Origin of the sequence: Planctopirus hydrillae, assembly GCF_001707835.1 — a bacterium.
Lineage (GTDB): Bacteria > Planctomycetota > Planctomycetia > Planctomycetales > Planctomycetaceae > Planctopirus > Planctopirus hydrillae.
Window position 1 is genome coordinate 1 of the sequence record NZ_LYDR01000004.1, and the last position, 19,616, is coordinate 19,616.

19 protein-coding genes are annotated in these 19,616 nt (G+C 52.4%); 7 read left to right on the top strand and 12 right to left on the bottom strand.

Annotation, left to right across the window (positions count from 1 at the left end):
• The coding region (locus A6X21_RS00420) for an aldose 1-epimerase (RefSeq protein WP_068845191.1) at window positions 1–866 on the bottom strand (866 nt) is incomplete at its 3' end.
• 291 nt (window positions 867–1,157) lie between these two features.
• Between A6X21_RS00420 and A6X21_RS00425 the strand changes: the two genes are divergently transcribed.
• Entirely contained in the window at window positions 1,158–2,249 is a 1,092-nt protein-coding gene (locus tag A6X21_RS00425) for a hypothetical protein (protein WP_131818103.1), read from the top strand.
• Window positions 2,250–2,265: 16 nt separating this feature from the next.
• Here A6X21_RS00425 and A6X21_RS00430 read toward each other — a convergent pair whose 3' ends face one another.
• Entirely contained in the window at window positions 2,266–2,574 is a 309-nt protein-coding gene (locus A6X21_RS00430; protein WP_013108983.1) for a hypothetical protein, read from the bottom strand.
• Between the two features lie 59 nt (window positions 2,575–2,633).
• On the bottom strand, window positions 2,634–4,325 hold the full coding sequence (locus A6X21_RS00435; protein ID WP_240490130.1) for a sulfatase family protein: 1,692 nt from the start codon (window positions 4,323–4,325) through the stop codon (window positions 2,634–2,636).
• Between the two features lie 252 nt (window positions 4,326–4,577).
• On the opposite strand from A6X21_RS00435, the gene A6X21_RS00440 reads away from it, so the two are divergent.
• From A6X21_RS00440 to A6X21_RS00450, 3 genes are all read left to right on the top strand, one after another.
• Window positions 4,578–5,126, top strand: a complete 549-nt coding sequence (locus A6X21_RS00440) for a hypothetical protein (RefSeq protein WP_068845197.1) — start codon at window positions 4,578–4,580, stop codon at window positions 5,124–5,126.
• A gap of 164 nt (window positions 5,127–5,290) precedes the next feature.
• The gene (locus A6X21_RS00445; protein ID WP_068845199.1) at window positions 5,291–5,746 is read left to right on the top strand and encodes a MarR family winged helix-turn-helix transcriptional regulator; all 456 of its coding nucleotides are present in this window, start codon (window positions 5,291–5,293) and stop codon (window positions 5,744–5,746) included.
• 32 nt (window positions 5,747–5,778) lie between these two features.
• A complete protein-coding gene (locus A6X21_RS00450) occupies window positions 5,779–6,636 on the top strand; it encodes an alpha/beta hydrolase (RefSeq protein ID WP_068845201.1) in 858 nt (285 codons plus the stop codon).
• Window positions 6,637–7,050: 414 nt separating this feature from the next.
• On the opposite strand, the gene A6X21_RS00455 is transcribed toward A6X21_RS00450, so the two are convergent.
• Window positions 7,051–8,529, bottom strand: coding sequence for a TIGR01777 family oxidoreductase (locus A6X21_RS00455; protein ID WP_205847354.1), 1,479 nt, complete (start codon window positions 8,527–8,529; stop codon window positions 7,051–7,053).
• Window positions 8,530–9,552: 1,023 nt separating this feature from the next.
• On the opposite strand from A6X21_RS00455, the gene A6X21_RS00465 reads away from it, so the two are divergent.
• Both A6X21_RS00465 and A6X21_RS00470 read left to right on the top strand, forming a co-directional pair.
• A complete protein-coding gene (locus A6X21_RS00465; RefSeq protein ID WP_068845205.1) occupies window positions 9,553–9,996 on the top strand; it encodes a hypothetical protein in 444 nt (147 codons plus the stop codon).
• A gap of 229 nt (window positions 9,997–10,225) precedes the next feature.
• Window positions 10,226–10,903, top strand: coding sequence for a hypothetical protein (locus tag A6X21_RS00470; protein ID WP_068845207.1), 678 nt, complete (start codon window positions 10,226–10,228; stop codon window positions 10,901–10,903).
• Window positions 10,904–11,595: 692 nt separating this feature from the next.
• Here A6X21_RS00470 and A6X21_RS00480 read toward each other — a convergent pair.
• Entirely contained in the window at window positions 11,596–11,913 is a 318-nt protein-coding gene (locus A6X21_RS00480) for a hypothetical protein (RefSeq protein ID WP_068845211.1), read from the bottom strand.
• 148 nt (window positions 11,914–12,061) lie between these two features.
• Complete coding sequence (locus tag A6X21_RS25820) at window positions 12,062–12,382, bottom strand: hypothetical protein (RefSeq protein WP_498072424.1); 321 nt, start codon at window positions 12,380–12,382, stop codon at window positions 12,062–12,064.
• Here A6X21_RS25820 and A6X21_RS25825 point away from each other — a divergent pair.
• On the top strand, window positions 12,347–12,721 hold the full coding sequence (locus tag A6X21_RS25825) for a hypothetical protein (protein ID WP_240490131.1): 375 nt from the start codon (window positions 12,347–12,349) through the stop codon (window positions 12,719–12,721). The genes A6X21_RS25820 and A6X21_RS25825 overlap by 36 nt on opposite strands.
• A 260-nt stretch (window positions 12,722–12,981) precedes the next feature.
• Here A6X21_RS25825 and A6X21_RS00490 read toward each other — a convergent pair whose 3' ends face one another.
• The 6 genes from A6X21_RS00490 to uvrB all read right to left on the bottom strand — a co-directional run bounded on the left by A6X21_RS00490 (window position 12,982) and on the right by uvrB (window position 19,603).
• The gene (locus tag A6X21_RS00490; protein WP_068845216.1) at window positions 12,982–13,338 is read right to left on the bottom strand and encodes a hypothetical protein; all 357 of its coding nucleotides are present in this window, start codon (window positions 13,336–13,338) and stop codon (window positions 12,982–12,984) included.
• Between the two features lie 601 nt (window positions 13,339–13,939).
• A complete protein-coding gene (locus A6X21_RS00500) occupies window positions 13,940–14,398 on the bottom strand; it encodes a hypothetical protein (protein ID WP_131818104.1) in 459 nt (152 codons plus the stop codon).
• A 105-nt stretch (window positions 14,399–14,503) separates the two neighbouring features.
• Window positions 14,504–14,836 (bottom strand): hypothetical protein, encoded by a 333-nt coding sequence (locus A6X21_RS00505; protein WP_068845222.1) that lies wholly within the window; start codon window positions 14,834–14,836, stop codon window positions 14,504–14,506.
• 478 nt (window positions 14,837–15,314) lie between these two features.
• Complete coding sequence (locus A6X21_RS24935; protein WP_068845224.1) at window positions 15,315–15,920, bottom strand: tetratricopeptide repeat protein; 606 nt, start codon at window positions 15,918–15,920, stop codon at window positions 15,315–15,317.
• A 292-nt stretch (window positions 15,921–16,212) separates the two neighbouring features.
• Window positions 16,213–17,136: a DUF2806 domain-containing protein gene (locus tag A6X21_RS00515; RefSeq protein ID WP_068845226.1), complete on the bottom strand. Its 924-nt coding sequence runs from the start codon at window positions 17,134–17,136 to the stop codon at window positions 16,213–16,215.
• A gap of 343 nt (window positions 17,137–17,479) precedes the next feature.
• The gene (uvrB, locus tag A6X21_RS00520) at window positions 17,480–19,603 is read right to left on the bottom strand and encodes an excinuclease ABC subunit UvrB (protein WP_068845228.1); all 2,124 of its coding nucleotides are present in this window, start codon (window positions 19,601–19,603) and stop codon (window positions 17,480–17,482) included.
• Window positions 19,604–19,616: the final 13 nt, after the last annotated feature.

The window sequence follows — 19,616 nt, forward strand, 5'->3', positions numbered from 1 at the left end:
CTCTCCAGATTGATAGCGTCGGTAGGGCAGGTATAAGGTTCGATACAGATGGAAGGTCGCCCTGCTGGAGTATAGACCACTACATCGCGAAAGATCGGTGGGCAGGTCTGTACGACTTGCAGGCCGGCGGCTTCGTCAATGAGCGTCATATCGAATTGCGGGCCGTCATAATCGAGGGAAGTGAAAATGTCATCGAGCTTCAAAGTCGAAACATATTCACCACTTTGGAAATCCAGCTCGTTCTGAATGGCGTCGATCTTCCCAGTGGGCAGACTTTCCACCAGTTCAAACTGCTGAGTGACAGGGAGTTCAATCACGCAGTCTTCCCACCGCCCCTGGGCAGAAAGTGGCAGGCGAAAGTAAGGATGCGTTCCCAGGCCCCACGGGATGGGTTTGGAGCCAACATTGGTGATACGGAAGTTTGCTCGCAGCCGGTTGTGAATGAGTTCGTAATCGACGCACAGCAGGAAATCACCGGGCCAGAGGCTCATGCGGTCGGGAGCATCGACACTTAACTGGAATTCGCCAGTCACAAAGTCATTCCCTTGTGCCGTCACACGCCATGGACGGTCGTAAACAAATCCGTGGATGGCATTCTTTCCCTGCGAATTCAGTGGGAGCTGATAATCCTGGCCTTCCCAGCGGAACTGACCACTGCGAATTCGATTCGGGAAGGGAAAGAGAATCGGAATCCCACCGCTGGAAGGTTTCGCAGTCCCCAAGGCAAAATCTGCCGGTGCATCCAGCACTTCCACCGGCTGCCCGTCAATCACCGCTGTGAATTGGAAGCAGTTGAACCCCATGTCGGGAAGAATGGTGGCCTTGGCACCCGTCTGCTGATCAATGAGTTGGATTAGATTTGTCATGAAACGAAGGCTTTCGAAGGGGCTTTTGCATGGAAACGCAAATCCATCCCCTGCGGATCATAGGCAACTTGATAAACTCGGTTGTACGGATGATAACGACTTTCGTCCGCCGATACCTCTCTCTCGAAAAGGTCTTCACCATCAGGATCTTCACGATTTGAAAAAGTTCAGAGTAACAGCCCTTGGACATGCCACCAGACGTGCCAGCCTTTCGTCAGAACCGAAAATTGACTCGTAACAAACACCACTGGATATTCCTGATTTTCGCTGACCTGAATCGTGGGATCATTGATGAACTTTCTGCAGACCGAAAACCATCGAGCAGGCTCCAAACCGGGGAGATTGCGCTGGATTGGCCTGGATGAAGCGGGACTGGGACCGAACCTGGGGCCGCTTGTGATGACCGCGACAGTCTGGGAAACCCCTCTTGCCTGGTGGTCCTCCACAACTCAAGCTCAATTTCCTCAGAGCCTGAATGCTGCATCGAACACATTCTGGGCGAGCCAGAGCAGCGCCATTACCCAGACGACTTCGCGTGACGAGACACGCCTGCATATTGCCGATTCCAAAGCCGTTTACTCGACATCACGCGGCCTCGGCTCATTGGCCGCATCTGTCCATGGGCTGCTGCATGTGTGGCATGCCGGCACAGATTCCCCCTGCAAAAACCTGCCTGCGAGTATTAGAGATCTGGTTGATCTGGTTGAACAATCGTCGCCTGCAAAACATCAGACAAGCGAAATCATCGAGCCCTGGTTTGCGGACTTGAAGGCTATTTCATTACCGGGTCAACCGCTGACTCCCGTTCAGGAAAGTGCCATCTCGAATTGGCTCAATGTCTGCCACGAGGCACAGATCGAGTTGACAGCGATTCATTCCCGTGTCGTCATGACTCCAGAATTCAATCGTCGAGTGAAGAGTACAGGCAATAAATCGACCGCTGTCTCAGAAGTGGCCTTCGAGTTAATGCAACAGGCGGTTCAGCAGGTTCTGGCGATTGATCCTGCTGCACCGATCCTTCTGCTGAGTGATCAGCACGGTGGTCGCAAGAATTACGAGGCGCTATTAGCCAATTACTTTCCGGATGTCTGGTGGAAGACTTTGCCAGCCTCCGGTGAAGGCCGCTACTATCTGGCAGAAAACATTCTCGCGTCGTTTGCTCCTCGTAGTGAAAGCTATCTACCAGTCGCAGCAGCTTCGCTGATATGTAAGTATCTACGCGAATGCTGTATGCACGCCTTTAATCGCTGGTGGTTGCAGCAACTCCCGCAGATTCAACCCACTCAGGGTTATCCGCAGGATGCGCGACGTTTCCGTGCCGAAATCGTCGAGTATTGCCAGAAACATCAACTCGAAGAAGATCTCTGGTGGCGTTGCAAGTAGCTCTTGCTAACTCCTGTCAGCCATTCGTGCCGGGTGGTGTCCTGCGGAAGAGTGGCGAGATGGTTTGCCAGATTGTCGTAAAGCCTTGCCTCAGTCCTTGCCAGAGCCATTGAGTGGCAAAGCGCAGGTTGGCTCCTACAGACGATCGATCGTAAGCCACAAGATCAACCAGCAGCACCGCAATCCCCGCCCCGAGCATCATCTTCCAGAGCGGTGTATCTCCCGCCATGTATTCAATCAGCTTGATGATAAAGTCGGTCGCAGCAATCGCCAGCATGACAAAACCTGCCGATTGCAAAGGACGCTGTCGGACAGGCTCACTCATGACTCTCTCCTCGATTTCAATACTCCGGCAATCTTACCGATCGAAGTTCTCGATCGTCTTTAGCGGCCTTCATTCGTAAATGGCGGCTTATCGAATGTGTCTTTCGTCCCCGTCAGGCGTGGATCACCGGTCGATCTCAATTCCTGTTCCATGCGTTCTCGCAACTCTCGAATCGTCGCCTGCACCTGGGGATCGTCGGCACTGGCACCGATGGCCAGATTCACCATCTGGTGGGGATCGTTTTTCAAGTCGTAAAGTTCGACTTCTGGCCGCTGGTTAAACGAAAGTGTATATGCCAAACCTGCCGAGGAAGGATTCATCACAATCCACGCTTTCGTAATTCCCGCATCCATATCCGCAAACGTAGCGCGGGTGTTTTCCGCGAGAACATTGAAATCCCATCCTGCTGGTGGAGTCGGTGCGCCATCTCCCATGGGTGAACGCTCGGGATGATAGTTCACCACCAGCAGATGCTCCGGCGTGCGAATCGCTCTTTGTGGATAAGGCAAGCGTCCTGCACGGGCATTCTGCACGTGCCGCTCACGACCAATCAGCACATGCGACCGCTGAGGATCAACATGCCCCGCAGCATCCGATTGAAGAATCGGCAGCAGACTTCTGGCAGTCATCACTTCAGGGACTGGCACGCCCGCCATCTGCAAGATCGTAGGTGCCAGATCCGGGAGTGAAACCAGGTCATGCACAACTCTTGGTGGGGCCGATGCCTCTGGGCTTGATATGGCAAACTTCTTTACCCCGGGCCCGCACACTGCTAAAGGAACCCGCGTACCAAAATCGTAGAGGTTACATTTTCCATACGGAAAGCCGGGCGGGCCGTGATCTCCGCTGATGATGAAGACGGTATTTTCCCACAGCCCCTTGTCCTTGAGTTGCTGAATCAAAACCGCCACCTGGGCATCGAAGGCCTGGATCTCACCCAGATAGTCGGCGACGTCTTCACGAACTTCGGGAACGTCCGGGAAAAATGGAGGGAGTTGTCCCTTGAGAGAATCAGGATCGATTCCCCAGAGAGCCTGGCCCGAGCCTCGCACCCACAGCCTGTGGACGTTGGTCGGGCCATACCAGTAACAGAAAGGGCGACCTTCCGGCCGGGCTTTGAGAAAATCCGCAAAATTCCCCGAAGTTTCCGCCAGCAACTCCTGGCGGGCCGCTTCGATCGTGGCTCCCTCGCTCACCAGTTTGGTGGCTGTTTCAGAGAAATTGTTGATCCTCCGCCCACGCTGCTCGTATGCAAAGCGGCGTCCTCCAAAAGGAGCATCGGCCGGAGTTCCCGGACTCCAGACTTTGTACGATTTTCCAATATGATAGCCCGCTTCATTCAACAGCAGCGGCCAGGCAGGGATGGCATCATCCCACTGGGCACCCACAAGAATGGCACCCATTCCCGTGCGCCAGAAATGCTGACCGGAAAGCAACGAACTCCGGCAAGGAGTACACGAAGGGGCATTCACAAAGGCATGCGTAAAGAGCACACCATTTCGAGCGACTTCGTCAAAAGCCGGAGTTTTGACAAATTGATGTAACGCGATGGGATCCTGCCCCTGGGCAGTTTCCTGATAAATCGAAGCGATCCGGCCCCAGTCATCGGCGAATGCAAAAACAAAATTCGGCCTGCTGGCCGCTTGTGGATCAGCCGCCAGAACTGGAGCAGTTACCAGGCAGAACCAGGCAACAGCGAGGTAAGCGAGGCTCAATGCTCTCGGCGGATTCCCATCACAAATAGAGCGCAATTTCTTGTATGCTATTGTTTGCAATCGTCTTTCGATCATTGGCGACTCCCGGATATCATCGCAGCTGAATCAAAAGGCATATTTCTCAGCAATCGATTCTGAAGCGAATGTCAATCATCATCTGGTTGAAGGTTCATGTCTAATCAATTCCAGTCTGCCGTCAGCGAACCTGCAAAGCAATCTTCACCTCGTTGTTTGCATGGCCGTTTCGGCTCTTGATCTCATCACGAATGTCTGTCTCTCTGGAAGTTCATGACTCAATCCTCTCGGAACAATGCTGAAGAATCGATTGGCATGCAGAGGCTGCAGCTTGACCCTCATCTCCAGGTCTATCAGCGAGAGAGAAATCGCACCGCCTTATTTTGGATGTTTGCGGGTGGAATTCATCTACTCTATGTCTATTGGCTCTCTACCAATGTTCTTGTGCGACTAACGAGATTTCAAAAGCCTTCTCAATTGAGCTTCCCTGATCTCCCAGGGTTATTTGAGCTGCATACCCTAGGACTCCCTTTGTTGTCGGGACTGCTGCTGATCATCTGTGGTTTGATCGTCTGGGTACATTCCGGGTTGTTCAGTCCATGGGTGGCAATTGCCACCGGTTTCTGGACGACGACGGCCTGTTGTGTGGGGATCTTTTTCTCACCGATGTGCATGTTCATGCCCTTCTATGGCGTGCTCTTTCTGCAATCCCGCAGCTTTTACGAATCCGCCAGATTTCTCGTCGTCAAGGGATTCGACCTCTGTAATTTACCTGTCTCGTCATGCGCAGCAGTTCCGTTGAACCGGGAACCCACCTGTTAATGAGGCATCGAATGAAGCGGGCAACCTGAGAGCGAAGTGAGTAGGAAAATGTCACAACTCTCCAGGTACTCCATTTCAAAACAATGGCAAATTGATTCTTGCGATCCTGCTGTTCAGTCGCTAACTTCGTGCGTGTACGCATGAAATTTGCGGAGACTGATCGCATGAAGACCGCCAGAGACCAGTTGCCCATGGTGCTGCGTGCCGCTTATCTGGCACTCCATCGACAATCAGATCATCGCTTTGCCGAATATGGTGTCACAGCCGATCAGTTTGTGCTCATGGCGACATTGCAGCGCGGAGAAGCTCTGACTCAGCGCGAACTGGCGCGGCGCATGCCCTCAGATCCCAGTACTGTCCGGGCCATGCTGGTGCTGCTCGAAAAGCAGGGGTTGATTCAAAGAAAAACCCATCCCACCGATGCCCGTGCCAGAACCGTCGCACTGACTCCGCAGGGGGAGAAATTGTTTCAAAAGCTCTGGCAGGCTGGTGAACCGATCCGCAAGCAAATTCAGAACTCACTTCCCCCCGGCACAATTCAGGATCTCGTCCGGCTGCTTCAATGTGTAGCCACTGGTCTGAAGACTGATCTCCACACAGATCTTGAAACAGTCTCTTGACTCTCATCACCCGGCTCTCCAGAGGATGCATCATGAACATGTTGATTTGGCGACAACTGGCACTGACTCTGCTCTCGGTACTCGCGATCTCTGCGAATTCGACAGCCGAGGAAACGAAGCTTACCGCTCCGCCGGAAGGCTACGACGTGCGGCGGGAAGGGATTGAGCACGGGAAGATTGAACTCATCGAATACGATTCGAAAACGGTGGGCGTCAAACGCAAAGCTCGCGTCTATACGCCACCCGGGTACTCGCCCGAGAAAAAGTACCCCGTGCTCTATCTGCTCCACGGCATCGGTGGCGATGAGAATGAGTGGTATCGCCAGGGGACCCCCGAAGTGATTCTTGATAATCTCTATGCCGAGGGAAAACTGGTCCCTATGATTGTTGTTTTACCGAATGGCCGGGCAGCGAAAGATGTCGGGCCACGAGATCCAATTCCCAAGCAATCACCCGCGTTTGCAGCTTTCGAACAGGATCTGCTCGACGATCTGATTCCGTGGATCGAAAAGACCTATCCCGTGCAATCGGATCGAGAATCCCGAGCGTTGGCCGGCTTGTCGATGGGTGGCGGTCAATCATTAAATATCGGTTTAAAAAACCTCGATACCTTTGCATGGGTCGGTGGCTTTTCGTCAGCTCCCAATACCAGACGACCTGCGGAACTTCTGGATGATCCCGCTGAGGCCAGGCAGAAACTCAAGCTCCTCTATGTGGCTTGTGGCGATCAAGACAGCCTTTTTCGTATCAGCGAAGGTGTCCATAAAAAACTCGATGAAGAGAGCGTGCCTCATCTCTATCGGGTGATCCCGGGTGGTGCCCACGATTTCAAAGTCTGGAAGAGCGATCTCTACCACTTCGCCCAGCGGATTTTTCGTGCACCCACCTGATGAATCCCCTGGCGGAGTGTCAGCAAAGTTATGTACCGCCTGTCGGATAACCTGTGTTTGATCTGGGTGGCACTGCTGGCTCGCCCCGCAGTGGTTTTCAGTGAGCTTGCTGAGGCTCGTCGATCGATGCCATCCGAGCAGAATTTCGGGCCGAAGGGTACCTTTGGCAATTGAAAACCTTCAAAAATCCGTGCCATGCTTGCGGCTCTGAGCAAGCATGCCATTTCCAATTAACGATGCGTTGAATGAAGTAGGGTCCGCTATGCGGACCATCCTCCACTACTCACAACATCGTGAACTGTAGGGTGCATGCCAATGCACCAGTTCAGTCTCACAGGAAAGGCTCCCGCCTGCCGACCGCGTATACCACACTCTTTGGACTTAATCTAAAGGGACAGGCAACCATCCGCCCGCTCAACCCTTCGGTAGTTCCAGCGGGCGCCCCAGCAGATGCCGCAGGCAGCACTCCAGATCGGTAAATCGAAACTGATAGCCCGTCGAAAGCAGTCTGACGGGTTGCACATGGCTGCTCGCGAACAGCAGGTCATGGGCCATCTCCCCCAGTGCCATACGGGCAGCCAACTCTGGTAATGGCACGCAGGCAAACCGCCTCATCACCCGTGCCAGCACTTGAGTGAATTCCCGATTCGTCACCCCCTGGGGAGCTGTCGCATTCACGGGCCCCGCTAAACTCGGAGTCGCGATCGAGTGCAAGATTGCCCCGCACAAATCATCCACTGAAATCCAACTCCAATACTGCGAGCCTTTCCCAGCGACACCGCCGGCACCCCACCAGAACGGCGTCAGCAACTTCTGCAACGCCCCTCCTCGTGGTGTCAGGACAATCCCAATCCGCAGATTGACCACGCGAATTCCTGCTTTCCGCGCAGGCTCGCACGCCTCTTCCCAGGCTTCGCTCACTTCGGGGAGAAATCCCTGGCCCATGGCCGATTCTTCGGTCAACACCTCGTCGCCGCGATCGCCGTAAAAGCCAATCGCGGAAGCACACACCAGCACTGAAGGTGGTTCCTTAAGCGCTGCCAGTCTTTCGCACAACTTCCGCGTTCCCACCACCCGGCTGTCACGAATTCGCTGCTTGAATGCGGGCGTCCAGCGACCTCCCGCAATATTCTCACCCGCCAGATGCACGACCGCCTCGACGCCATCGAGCGAACCCTCCTGCACCTCACCCGATTCCGAATTCCAGATCGCATCGGGCAATCCGGTCGCATACACACTGGGAGTTGGTTTTCTCAAAAGCCGTGCGACGCGATGCCCCTGTGTTGTCAACATGGGGATCAGCGTCGAGGCCACCAATCCTGTTGCTCCCGATACCAGCACCTTCCGGCTCGAAAAACCCGCCTCATGCAACTGCTTCCACTGAGTCAGGTCCATCAGTGTCGTACGATGGCGATAGCCGAACATTGTGGCCAGCTTCTGCTCGACAAACGATCCGCCGAGCCACGCCCCCAATGATCCTCCCGGCAATCGATAACTGATCTCATCTGTCAATTGAGATGCGTCGACGCCGTGATTCGCAAAGCGATGGCGATGCTCGAAATGAGCAAATGGCCCACGCACCTGGATGTCACGAAACTCCTGCCCCCAGACGCAGTGGCTATGCCTGGCTACCCATGTCTGCCGCAGCCCACCGGCTGGAACCGAAAGCACTACCTCGCCCTCGTTGTCGATTCCACCGGTTCGTGAAATCACACGGATCTCTTCCCACGGCGGCGTCAATCTCTCGAGTGCACCTGGAGCCGCATGCCACTCAAATGCTCTCTCGGCACTCACCGGCAGCACCACCGAGCGCTGGAACGATTGAAGATTCACAGCCAGAGACGCCTCTGTCGTCACAGGTTGCTCGATTGCTGTCGCTGCATGACTGGCCAAGATGTCTCTCCCACTGCAGTTCTTCACTCACCAGGGGCACCTTTGGATTCAGAGCAGGTCAGCTTGCGCCGTGATCAGGTCGAATCGTGATCGCCGGCCAATTCAAGTCCAAAGGAGGGGTGGCCCTCATGAATCTCCATACGTGTGAATCTTCACACGAGAATCATATCACACACCGCCCCCACGACCCATCAGCACCTCTTTTCCGGCAATCCCGTGGGATCCGCCGTGCGGACCATACTCCGCCCGGCTACCACATTCCCGGCTGCAACTCTCTTGCCTGCCAACTCTTTGCCTGTCACCTTCTCGGGTCTAACGCTCAGGGGTGCCACTGCTGGCTTGCCAGCAGTGCTCCTCTCACCCCTCACTCGACTTCCAACCTTCGTGCTCTTCGTGAACTTCGTGGTAGAATCACATTTCCAGCAGGGTGGCCAAGGGACTATCCTTGAAAGCCTTGAAAAACGTATTTCACAAGAAGCGTTCAAAGAAAAGCAGCCAAGCTCCAGTCGAAGTCATGCTTGTGACAGAATCCAAAAGCGGATGTGCCACTCATCTTGCGACGCCCATAGCTCAGAGCGAGCATGCCGGCTTTGCGGATGTTATTGATCGTTAAAAGTTGAAAACACATGCTTGCTGAGAGCAGCAAGTCCAGCGAGAGTTTCCGAACCGTTTGAATCGCAAACATTTATCGCCGCCCGAGAATCGACTATGACTGCTTACAGATGTAATTTTTGTGAACCTCTTCATGGCCGAGGTTCAGCATTAAGCTCAGTCGGATGTTTTTACTACGATGGTGTTACCCCAACAAACAGAGACGGGTCATATGGGTGCCCACAATGTGCTGCCATATGCTGCGCACTCTGTGCAAAGGACCTGAATGGAATATGCCTTTGCGGAGGAGAACTAGTTCACGACGTATGGTTTACCTATCGGGGAGATGGCCGACTTCCCCGTGAGATTACCCAGTTCAAGACTCTTGAAGATCGACTGGCAGCTCTTGAGGAGTTGCGGTCATTACAACCAATGCTGCAAGCTAAGTATAATAAATATAAACAGTTGATTGAACGATGCAACAAAATCGCCATCGAGACAAACGCTGATCCTCCAGAAAACCCAGCATTGTATCGCATCGAGAAAGATTATGTAAAGCGTGGTATAATTGGCTATGGTGAAGTCTGGGATATCCTTTTTGATTATGCTATTGAGAGCAATGTCGATCAGATGCTCGCGTTGTTGAGCGGGCAGTGCCTCGATTACGTGAAGAGTAAAGTCTCTGCATATCCGGAGGATGAGGAGGGCTGGAAAGAGAGGGTGAAAATGTACGAGGATTCACAGGATTGGTATAAGAACCACATTCCTTATCAGTCGCCGCAACAACTGATGGAGCGGGATCGAACAATTGTAACGTTTCTTAGAGCTGCATTAAAAAGGCATGACAGTCCCGATCAAAAAAATGCAGCTCGTTAGCCATGTAGCGTGGGTAAAGTTTTCGCAACCCACCAGCATCTTTTGGCTTGGTCGCCCCGGTAAAAAATGAATGTCAGCGTCGATCACTCTGCCGAAGCATTGAAAGCCCTTTACTAATTCATTCCAAGCTCGTGAATATCTCTTGGTATTGCTTCCCAGGCAGAATAAGTAAAGCCAATCTGGGTTATGCTGCGGGAAAATCAACATCACATTTGGCGTGGTCCTTGAAATGGTTACAGAAGCTTCGATCGAGTTCAACAAACAGTGCTTGCTCGCCGAGGCCGTGAACAATCAGATCAAAATTGGAGTATCTTGTGAGTCCAAAGAACAGAAACACTTCCTCAAAGAGGTGTTCACCTTATATTTATGGAAGATTATGCTGCGTAGAATGGCTGGAAGTCTCACGAAAGAGCGAGTTATTCCCACGAATAGGCGAACAGTGATTTTATTCGCTTTGATCCTTACTTTCAGCTTGATTTTCATTGTGGTCAACATAATGGTTGGGAAAAAATCCGGAGGTATTCGATTCCAGGTAACTGCGCTTTCATCCGACTTAGATGGGCAGATGTCAATGATCTATACAACGGACATGCAAAATGAATATGGAGTAATGGTTATTGGGATACGAGAATCTGGAAGAGAAAGAGTTTTGACAAGTTCGCGTGATTGCGGCGGCTCGTTTAGTAGACTTTTTGACGGTAGTGCTTTTTTGGGCAGGTGGTCTGGCGGAAGAAGATCGATTGAGTCCGGTGATTTGAGTGTTCAACAGCAGGGAGTATTTGTCCCTATGTTGACGGCTGGGCAGGAAGTGTCTATTCGCCTTAATGAAGAGAAAGTTATCGGACAGTGGGTCTCTATTAGCAGTGACTTGCAGCTTTATGTAAAATTCACCAAGTGCGACGATTAGCAACTGTGAATCTTATGCAATATGTAGTTGTGACAAAAGTCCAAAGGAATCAGAAAAGTCAAAGGAGTCAGGACTCTTTGTTGTCTCAACAGTTTCTTGTGACTGTCGTCATCCAGACGTGCAAAACCACGTCTGGGACACCCCGCGAGGAGCACTAGTTAATGAAACCGTCGCCACCTTCGTTGGTTCGTTAGTTGTTACCTAACTTAGCCATTTGCCATTCGACCTCGTCAAGCCTGCCGGCAAAGAATAGACTGACACACCGCTCAATGCCAGCTGTGTCGGCGACCCCATCAGCGAACATAACCACAGACGGCAGCCAGAGGACGTAGACACCCGGCACCTCTGACCAAATTGCGAAGCATGCGTTCGATGTTACGTCCTTGAACGTTATGGTGGGAACCGTAAGGTCGGAGTTTTCGGCTCGCTTCGCAAGTTCGGATGCGAATGGGAAAGAGCGAAAAAATCCAATAGGCTGATCCCGATTGATCTCCCCACGCTCCTCGACCTTATCCGGCGTATCCCATGCGTATAGTTCATTGTGTGTGAACATCTCGCCCCCTGCTGCCGAACGACCTCATTAACCGGACCTCAGCAAACCAAAAAAAAGTCTATGTGAAACCGCGCGGCCCACGGCTCCATGTGCAACGGATTGTTCGTCCGTTTATGGATCAGTGATTTGCGGAGAATTGTCAGTCAAGGTCCATCCCGAGGAACTCGTGATATATGACATCTCGCGCGGAGCAAACTACAAGTATCTTGACGCCTTTTTTGAGGAAGGATTCTACATCCTGTCGTTTCTCAATTTTGGATGAGTTGATGATCTTCTGCTGGTTTGGCCCCCAATCCATGTGAATCTCCATTTCGCGATACTCTGTCGAATTTGGAGTTCCGTATCGTGCAACGAACTCATCGCGTGCGGATTTTGTTCGCACGATCTGCGGATTCGTAAATTGAAACGTTTCGGCGAATCGAATCGCTCGATTTGCTATGTCGTCGCTGGTGGACATGCCGGATTGCTCATTTGCTGCCGCGCAAGAAGGTCATCTGGTTCAGCAGTGTTTCTTAAAGGACAAACGGCGGCGTTCACCTGGCCGCGGCGAACGAATTTCATTGTCAAACCGCTCGACTCCGTGTGCAACGCTTGGTTTTGTGCCGTTAGTAGACGAGATTGCAATTATGGCAAACAAACCTCTTATGGCTCCATTTTGCTGGCGTGCATTGCCTGTTGCAAGCTGGACATAAATTGGTTCTTGCATCGGATTGAACAAAGAGACAATACCAGACCTGTTTGCCCGTACGTTCACGAACAAGTCTCGTAAATTCACGCCCGGATGAGTTGAGTTCACTAGTAGGTGATCGTAGTTCGTTGAGCGCCCAGTTTTCCAGATCAGCGGTAAGCATCCAAATATCATAAACGTGACCAGAAATTAGAGCCCACGATTGCAGTTGACCGTAAATGTTGCCAATCAATTCCAATATGCGGTGGTTGGGGAAGTATCCGAGGCAGTCACAGCAATAGAGAACCGATTTTCGGTTACCGAAACCATGGCCGTTAAGACCAAATGCGGAACTTTCTTCACAGGTGCACCGCTCATCGTGACGTGCCCAGGGAGTTGTGGTCTCAATCACCTCAATTTTCGATGCAAGGATTTCTGGGCAACGCTTCGCGACAAGTTCGTGCTGCCGCCACGCGTTGAAAGCCTCTCGATCTGTGAACGTGCACCAGATTCGAAGTTCAACTGGATTCAGATTGAAGGCGACCTGTTCATAGTCGCGCCAAATCAAACCGGCATGCCACAAAGTTGGAGCCAATGAACCCCAGTAAGAAGTCTCAATATCCGAGCTCGGTGGAAAGAGCGTTATCTGTGCGGGAACGTCGTCGGTCATTCATTGACGCTTTCAATAGGCACAGAACAGGTATTCGACCGCCGAAGTGCGGTAGAATTTTGCCGCGCTTCGGCGATTTAGTATGAACGTGTCGATTTTGATTTGTCAAACTGCGAAACGACTTGTGACGAACCGCGGATTACAAATCCATGCGACAACGCACTTGGCCAACATATTCGGCTGCTGCTTTATACGAAATGCATCGCCCGGAGCCATCCGATTACGCTAATAATCGCCAACCAAATGACGCCCACCAATACGATGGTGCGAATGGCGACCACAACTATTCGCTCGACGGAGAGGTAGATTCGGCGAAACCACTGCGGACGCCACCAGATGAAAACAAGCAGGCAGATCCAGAAGACAACCAGAGTTTCAGAGACCCACAATGCGACATTTCGCCAAGGCGGTTCCAGATGCGGTATTCCGAGGAATATCAATGCGGCGATGAGTGGCCCGATCAAAAGCGCGAATACGAAGAGGCTGAGTTTCTCGGCGATTGAATGCGGTTCATCTAATCCGAGTAAACTGCGATTTTCGTGCATCGCACTGGTCCTCTGTCGAACGACTGCCGTAACCGGGCACGCGCCAGTAAGGCTTCGATGTCAAGAACTCCGGATCGCGTGCTCCGGTTCACGGCTATATTCTGCCTCTTGTTCGTGATTTAAATGGGGATCGACGTGTGCTAAGCACTGCTACTAGTTCGAGCTCGCGTTCGATTTCGAGTCAGTTGTCGCACCAGACATTTTGTCAACGAGTCTCTGCATCGAATCGAAAATCTTATCCTGCCGGTCAGCTTGCGCCTCCCATCGGTCAATTAGTTTTTCGAGTCGATCTGCTTGCTCGCTGGATCGTTGAAGCTGTTTGTCTGTTTCGTTCAATTGTTTAGCTGTCCGTTCCTGGTGCTGATCAACCACGGCCATCTGCCGGTCATAGTCCGCAATTTGTCGGTCGACGTCTGAATTCGCTTCTTTGCTTGCGGGTTGTGAACAGCCTGTCAGGGCGCAGATCACGACGATCGAGAAAAAACAGAATTGCTTCATGTTGGTGTAGCCTTGAAGGCAGACGACGGCGGTAACTGAGCCGCCGCCAAAAAAATTTTGATTTCAAAGAACGCGTCTTCGGCGGCTTCGGTTCACCGCTTGGTTATGCCACATACGTGTTAAGGTTTTCCACAATGCGCTCAGCAAAGCCAGCAATTTCCTCATTGCCGTGGCTCGTGAGTACAGTAAATCGCGGCAATTCATTGCGCAACTTATCGCGAAGGTTTCGTTCCCATTCGTTTGGCGATGCGCCTTTTGGCCCAAGTGTGGAGCATATCGCAAAACCTGTCAGGATATCGAGTATCTCTACAGTCAATTCATCATTTGCGGAATCGAGCACCTCAAGGATGAAGGGCAACGCAGGTAGTGCTGCAGACGACACATAGGCATGTTGATGACAAAGGCCGCACCAAAGCTTATGCGTCGCTTCCATAGCCGTGCAATGGTCGGACGACGCTAGTCTAAGTAGTTCAGCAGGAACATCGTCAGCGCGTCCGTATGCGGTCTGAAAGTGCGCCCAGTCAATATCGTCGAGTCGTCTTTTATAGTCCTGTGCAGTCACGGGCTCATTCGCCTTCGATGGCATAAACGTCACGCATCAGCGGGCCGGCGCGATACGTGCTGATTTCCAAACCGACCCGGCCGCCGGCTCCGTTGCATGCGTTTGTTAGCCCATGCCACCATTGTCGATGGCGAATAACAGGAAGTGAATTGCGTGCTGAATTTCATCCTGTTGCCAATGATAATCGGCAACGATACCCCACGATTCGAATCGTCCCCAGCCCCAGCCGCCCTCGACGGCGTTGTAATAAAGGCATCGTTTTCCCATCACGGCGACAACCCAAACCGGGCCGACGTTCGGATATTGGTTGTGTCGCCATTGGGTTGGCGTGATCTTCACGCGTTCCCAAAGGCGTGTCTCGCGTTCGCCAAGAGTTGCCAAAGCTGCCTCGGCGTTTCTTAACTCTACGTGTATTTCAGTTTCGGAAATGGCGGCCATGGTCTCGGCGGTCCTAACAGGTATTCGACCGCCGAAGTGCGGTAGAGTATTATCGCAGTTTTGCGGTGTGGCATGGAGCTGTCAATTTTGATGTGCCAGACTCTCCTGAGATTTACGACAGATCGTCGCAAACAGCTCCACGCTACACCGCACCTGGCCACCATACTATGCCGCAATCTTCACAATCGCGACCTCACGTGCATCCGTCACCTCCACGCTGACAGCCATCGCATTGGATAGCAGAAACGAGTCCTGTCCTTTTTCCTCCTCCCGTCCTCCTTCGCTAACGTCTCGTGGCGTTGCCACCCAGATAGACTGAGTATAGTCAACCTGGGCTACCCTGCGGTTTCATCAACACATCGCACCTTGTAAGCGAGTGGTCAGTTAACGAAAACGTTAAGCAGCTTGCATCCAACAGGCTCACCATACCGCAGGACGCTATCGCGAGTCTGCTCCCAACGCCTGGTTCTGCCGAAGTTCACTCTTCCCGCTCAAACATGCGTCGATACTTCGCTGCCCGGTCGGTATCGCCCATTTCTTCGAAGCAAGCGGCGAGCTCGCCAAAAATGAAGTAGGACGACGGACCTTCATCTACGGAAATCTGAAACATCTCCGCAGCCTCCGGAAAACGGCGTTCATCTCGTAGGATGTAGCCAAGGTCTTCGGCGATGTAGCCCTTTTGTGGCGAGTCCTGGAGACCCTGCCGGAGAATCTCGATCCCAATATCGGGCGCTGTTTTTGAATAAAACAGCTCGTAGTTGCCGTACAAGTCAATGGGCACGGCCGAGATGATGTCGCCATCGCATTCGTGGTGATGGCACACATCGACGCAATCACTGCGAAGGAAGTACACACAGTCGCTGATGCGCTCTGGAAGGCAAATGTCGATATAGCAATCGACGATGCCCCCGTCCGGCAAAATGTTCTTGCCTCTGACAAGAAAGACGTCGTACTCGTCGGACTCGGTCAACACGTTGGCATTGATTGGTTCGACGATCCATTGCGACTCGTCATCGGCGTCGGAGTCAACGACAGCGAAAATCGCAACATCAGCATGATAGGCAAGCGCGTCACGTAATTGCATGATCACCGTATGGGGTTAGTGGGAGAACAAACGGGTTGGGCAGCTTGCAGTCGATGGACTCGTCATCCCCGCCAACTGCAAAGATTCAACCGAGCAGCGATACCGACGACCATTGGCGACACGCCAACACGGCTCTGGCTCAGGTATTCATGGCAAAAGGACCAAGTTCACCGGGCGGCGGAAGTGAATTTCAATTTCAAGACGCGTCTTCGCGATCTCCGGTGCATGTGATGGTTATTCCATTTTTCAGGTGTTTCGTGATACCAAAGTTCGATGGACTCAAGGTCTGCACCTATTCATTGAGCAATGCTATTCCAAACGGGTTTGTGCGTCGCTCATAGAAGATCGCGATTGCGCTCCCAACGGTCGTCGGAATAACTCCGCGAATGGAAACTTTTGCGTTTCTCGCGTGAATTTCGAAAACATAGTCTTCGTCATATGCCACAAGGAAAACGCTTTCTATTGGTATCTCTTTGTGGGAATTCAGATCGGCGATTAGCCCTGTGTCACCCAACTGAAAAACGAGTCGCCCAATCGGTACGTCGCTGCCGAACTCACATTGAGGGATACTTCGGCCGACAACATTGTTGCCGGGAATCATGTAACCTCCTCCGAACACCGACGAAATATCGAGCAAAGTTGCAAACGCTTTGAATTTCGATTCTTCGAGGGTTCCAATTAACCAAAGCGCACGGGCATTAATTGACCCAGGGTTTGCCGATTCTGCTGCAAGTGCTCTCGCTAGCAAATCTTGTCTCCAAGGCTCATTCTTACTACGCGCGAGTTGATTGAATTTATCCATCCAGTGTTCAGAAACCGTGTATGCAGGTTCGTCTGCTGTCGATGCGTCTGGAACTTGTTGATTCGCGTCACTGGAATTCGTGGAAAAATGTGGAAGGTAGTGGAGCGCCTGTGCAGCGGTGTGCAACTGCCGAATATCCGCCTCTGCATCCGCTATATCACGACGTATACGGATTCGTTCTTCCGTTGTTGCTTCGACGTATTTTTTTCGCAGCGAGTCTCGAACAGCCGCGATCGACTCAGCTTCGCTAACAAGAAGCGTCTTCATGGCTTCTGCGGTTGCCAATCGGCCTTTGTGCCGGGCAAACGCCTCTGATGCTTGATCCGATTGAGAGATCAAAAAGGGGCCGACGCTCCGGATGACGTTAATCGCTCCGGCGTACCAATCCTTCGGTTTTTGTAACCAATTCGCCATAAAAATGTCGCTAAAGGGATAACAGGTATTCGACCGCCGATGTTCGGTAGAATTTACCTCGCTTCGGCGGCGTAGTTTGGACTTGTCGAAATTGATTTGTCAAACTGCGAAATGAGTTGCGAGGAACCGCTGATTACAACTTCATGCTATACCGCACTTGGCGACCATACTATGCCGCACTCTTCACAATCGCGACCCGACGTGCGTCCGTCACCTCCAGGCTGACAGCCATCGCAGCGGGTAGCAGAAACGAGTCCTGTCCCCGTTTCCTCCTTGAGTGTTTCACTAGGGCCCGTCGCTTACGCTTCCGGCTCGTTTATTTGGGCCACACTCCTGATAACACCTAACTCCCAAACTTCTTCGGCTTCGGAACTCGCCCGCGCTGGGCGGGCTTTTCTTCTCCGCGGGCGGCGGCACCTCGGCTTTTACGGCGGCCTCGATTCTTCGGTTCCCGATCGCGCTGGGTCGTCAGGTCTTCATCGGCCTGAATCGCCTGGCCCACCTGCTTCTTGAGTTGCAGAATCCGATCACGCAATTGAGCAGCCCGTTCAAAATCGAGACTTTCCGCCGCCTTGAGCATCTCCGCTTCAAGCTCTGATATGTATTCCAGAGTCACGTACTCGACCTCGCTCGACTTGCCACTGGCCTGCTGCACAATCTTGTTGGCTTCGGCATCCTCTTCAATCCCCCGCCGGATCGATTTGCGGATCGTCTCGGGAGTGATGCCGTGCTTTTTGTTATATGCCAACTGCAATTCGCGGCGGCGGTTGGTTTCATCAATCGCCAACTGCATACTGTTCGTGACCGAATCGGCATAAAGATAGACCTCGGCATTAACGTTTCGTGCCGAGCGACCAATCGTTTGGATGAGACTGGTTTCGCTGCGCAGGAAGCCTTCTTTATCGGCATCGAGAATCGCGACCAGCGAAACTTCAGGAATATCAAGACCTTCTCGCAACAGGTTCACCCCCACGAGCGTATCGTACTTCCCCTCGCGAAGTTCGCGAATAATTTCGACACGCTCGAACGCATCCAGTTCGCTATGCAGCCAGGCGCAGCGTAAACCTTCCTCACGCAGGTAAGCGGTGAGGTCTTCGCAGAGTTTCTTGGTGAGGGCGGTGACCAGCACGCGCTCGTCCTTTTCGGCACGCCCTTTAATCAGCCCCATCAAGTGCTGAACCTGCCCGCGCGAAGGATGGATATGGATGACCGGATCCACCAGCCCGGTGGGACGAATCACCTGTTCGACAATTTCACCCTGCGATTGTTCCAGCTCCCAGTCCGAAGGTGTCGCCGACACAAAAATGGCCTGCTTGCGGCGAGTCTCCCATTCATCAAATTTGAGTGGCCGGTTATCCAGCGCCATCGGCAAGCGGAAGCCATGTTCAACCAGTGTTGTTTTGCGAGCATGATCGCCATTGAACATCGCACGAATCTGCGGAATTGTGACATGCGATTCATCAATAAACGTGAGGAAATCATTAGGAAAGAAGTCGAGTAGCGTATAGGGCGGTTCGCCAGGCGGCCTGCCAGAAAGGGCTCGGCTATAGTTCTCGATCCCGGGGCAGAAGCCAACTTCGCGTAAGAGCTCCAGGTCGTGCCGCGTGCGGGCATTGAGCCGCTGAGCCTCAAGAAGTTTTCCTTCTTTCTTGAACTTCTCCAGTTGTTCGGCTAACTCTTTTTCGATCTCAGCGACAGCACTCGCGACACGATCTTCCGGAAGGACATAATGCTTGGCCGGGTAAATATAGATTTCTTCTAACGAGCGCACTTCATCACTCGTCACCGGGTGAATGATGGAGAGCTTGTCGATCTCATCTCCCCATAGCTCAATGCGATACGCAAACTCTTCGTAAGCCGGCCAGACATCGATCACATCGCCCCGCACACGAAAGTTGGCTCGTTCCGGTGCATGATCATTCCGCGTGTACTGGATGTCACAAAGTTTGCGGAGCAATTCATCTCGATCAATCGATTCTCCCTTGCGCAGGGGGATCATCATTTCGAGATAATCTTTGGGGGAGCCCAGCCCGTAAATACAACTGACAGAAGCCACTACAATCACATCCCGCCGGCTCACCAGTGCACTCGTCGCGAGCAGACGGAGTCTGTCAATTTCTTCGTTAATCGAGGAGTCTTTTTCGATATAGATATCCCGCTGAGGGATATATGCCTCTGGCTGATAGTAGTCGTAGTAGCTTACGAAGTAGGTGACGGCATTATGCGGAAAGAGCTCTTTGAACTCGGCATAAAGCTGTGCCGCCAGCGTCTTGTTATGAGACAACACAAGTGCCGGCCGTTGAAGCTGCTCGATGACATTCGCCATAGTGAATGTCTTCCCCGAACCAGTGACCCCCAGCAGTGTCTGGTTTTTCCGGTTGTTCTTCAGACCCTTGACGAGCGCTTCAATTGCTTTGGGTTGATCCCCGGCGGGACGAAAACGGGAATCAATCTGAAACTGTGGCATGGCTGGTTTCCTC

Bases quoted from the DNA above. Each gene is read 5' to 3' on its own strand.
- A6X21_RS00490 (WP_068845216.1), bottom strand. From the start codon at position 13,338: ATGCACGAAAATCGCAGTTTACTCGGATTAGATGAACCGCATTCAATC.
- A6X21_RS00445 (WP_068845199.1), top strand. From the start codon at position 5,291: ATGAAGACCGCCAGAGACCAGTTGCCCATGGTGCTGCGTGCCGCTTAT.
- A6X21_RS00470 (WP_068845207.1), top strand. From the start codon at position 10,226: ATGGTTACAGAAGCTTCGATCGAGTTCAACAAACAGTGCTTGCTCGCC.
- A6X21_RS00430 (WP_013108983.1), bottom strand. From the start codon at position 2,574: ATGAGTGAGCCTGTCCGACAGCGTCCTTTGCAATCGGCAGGTTTTGTC.
- A6X21_RS00425 (WP_131818103.1), top strand. From the start codon at position 1,158: ATGAACTTTCTGCAGACCGAAAACCATCGAGCAGGCTCCAAACCGGGG.
- A6X21_RS24935 (WP_068845224.1), bottom strand. From the start codon at position 15,920: ATGCAATTACGTGACGCGCTTGCCTATCATGCTGATGTTGCGATTTTC.
- A6X21_RS00440 (WP_068845197.1), top strand. From the start codon at position 4,578: ATGACTCAATCCTCTCGGAACAATGCTGAAGAATCGATTGGCATGCAG.
- A6X21_RS00450 (WP_068845201.1), top strand. From the start codon at position 5,779: ATGAACATGTTGATTTGGCGACAACTGGCACTGACTCTGCTCTCGGTA.
- uvrB (WP_068845228.1), bottom strand. From the start codon at position 19,603: ATGCCACAGTTTCAGATTGATTCCCGTTTTCGTCCCGCCGGGGATCAA.
- A6X21_RS00515 (WP_068845226.1), bottom strand. From the start codon at position 17,136: ATGGCGAATTGGTTACAAAAACCGAAGGATTGGTACGCCGGAGCGATT.
- A6X21_RS00465 (WP_068845205.1), top strand. From the start codon at position 9,553: ATGCTGCAAGCTAAGTATAATAAATATAAACAGTTGATTGAACGATGC.
- A6X21_RS00505 (WP_068845222.1), bottom strand. From the start codon at position 14,836: ATGGCCGCCATTTCCGAAACTGAAATACACGTAGAGTTAAGAAACGCC.
- A6X21_RS00480 (WP_068845211.1), bottom strand. From the start codon at position 11,913: ATGTCCACCAGCGACGACATAGCAAATCGAGCGATTCGATTCGCCGAA.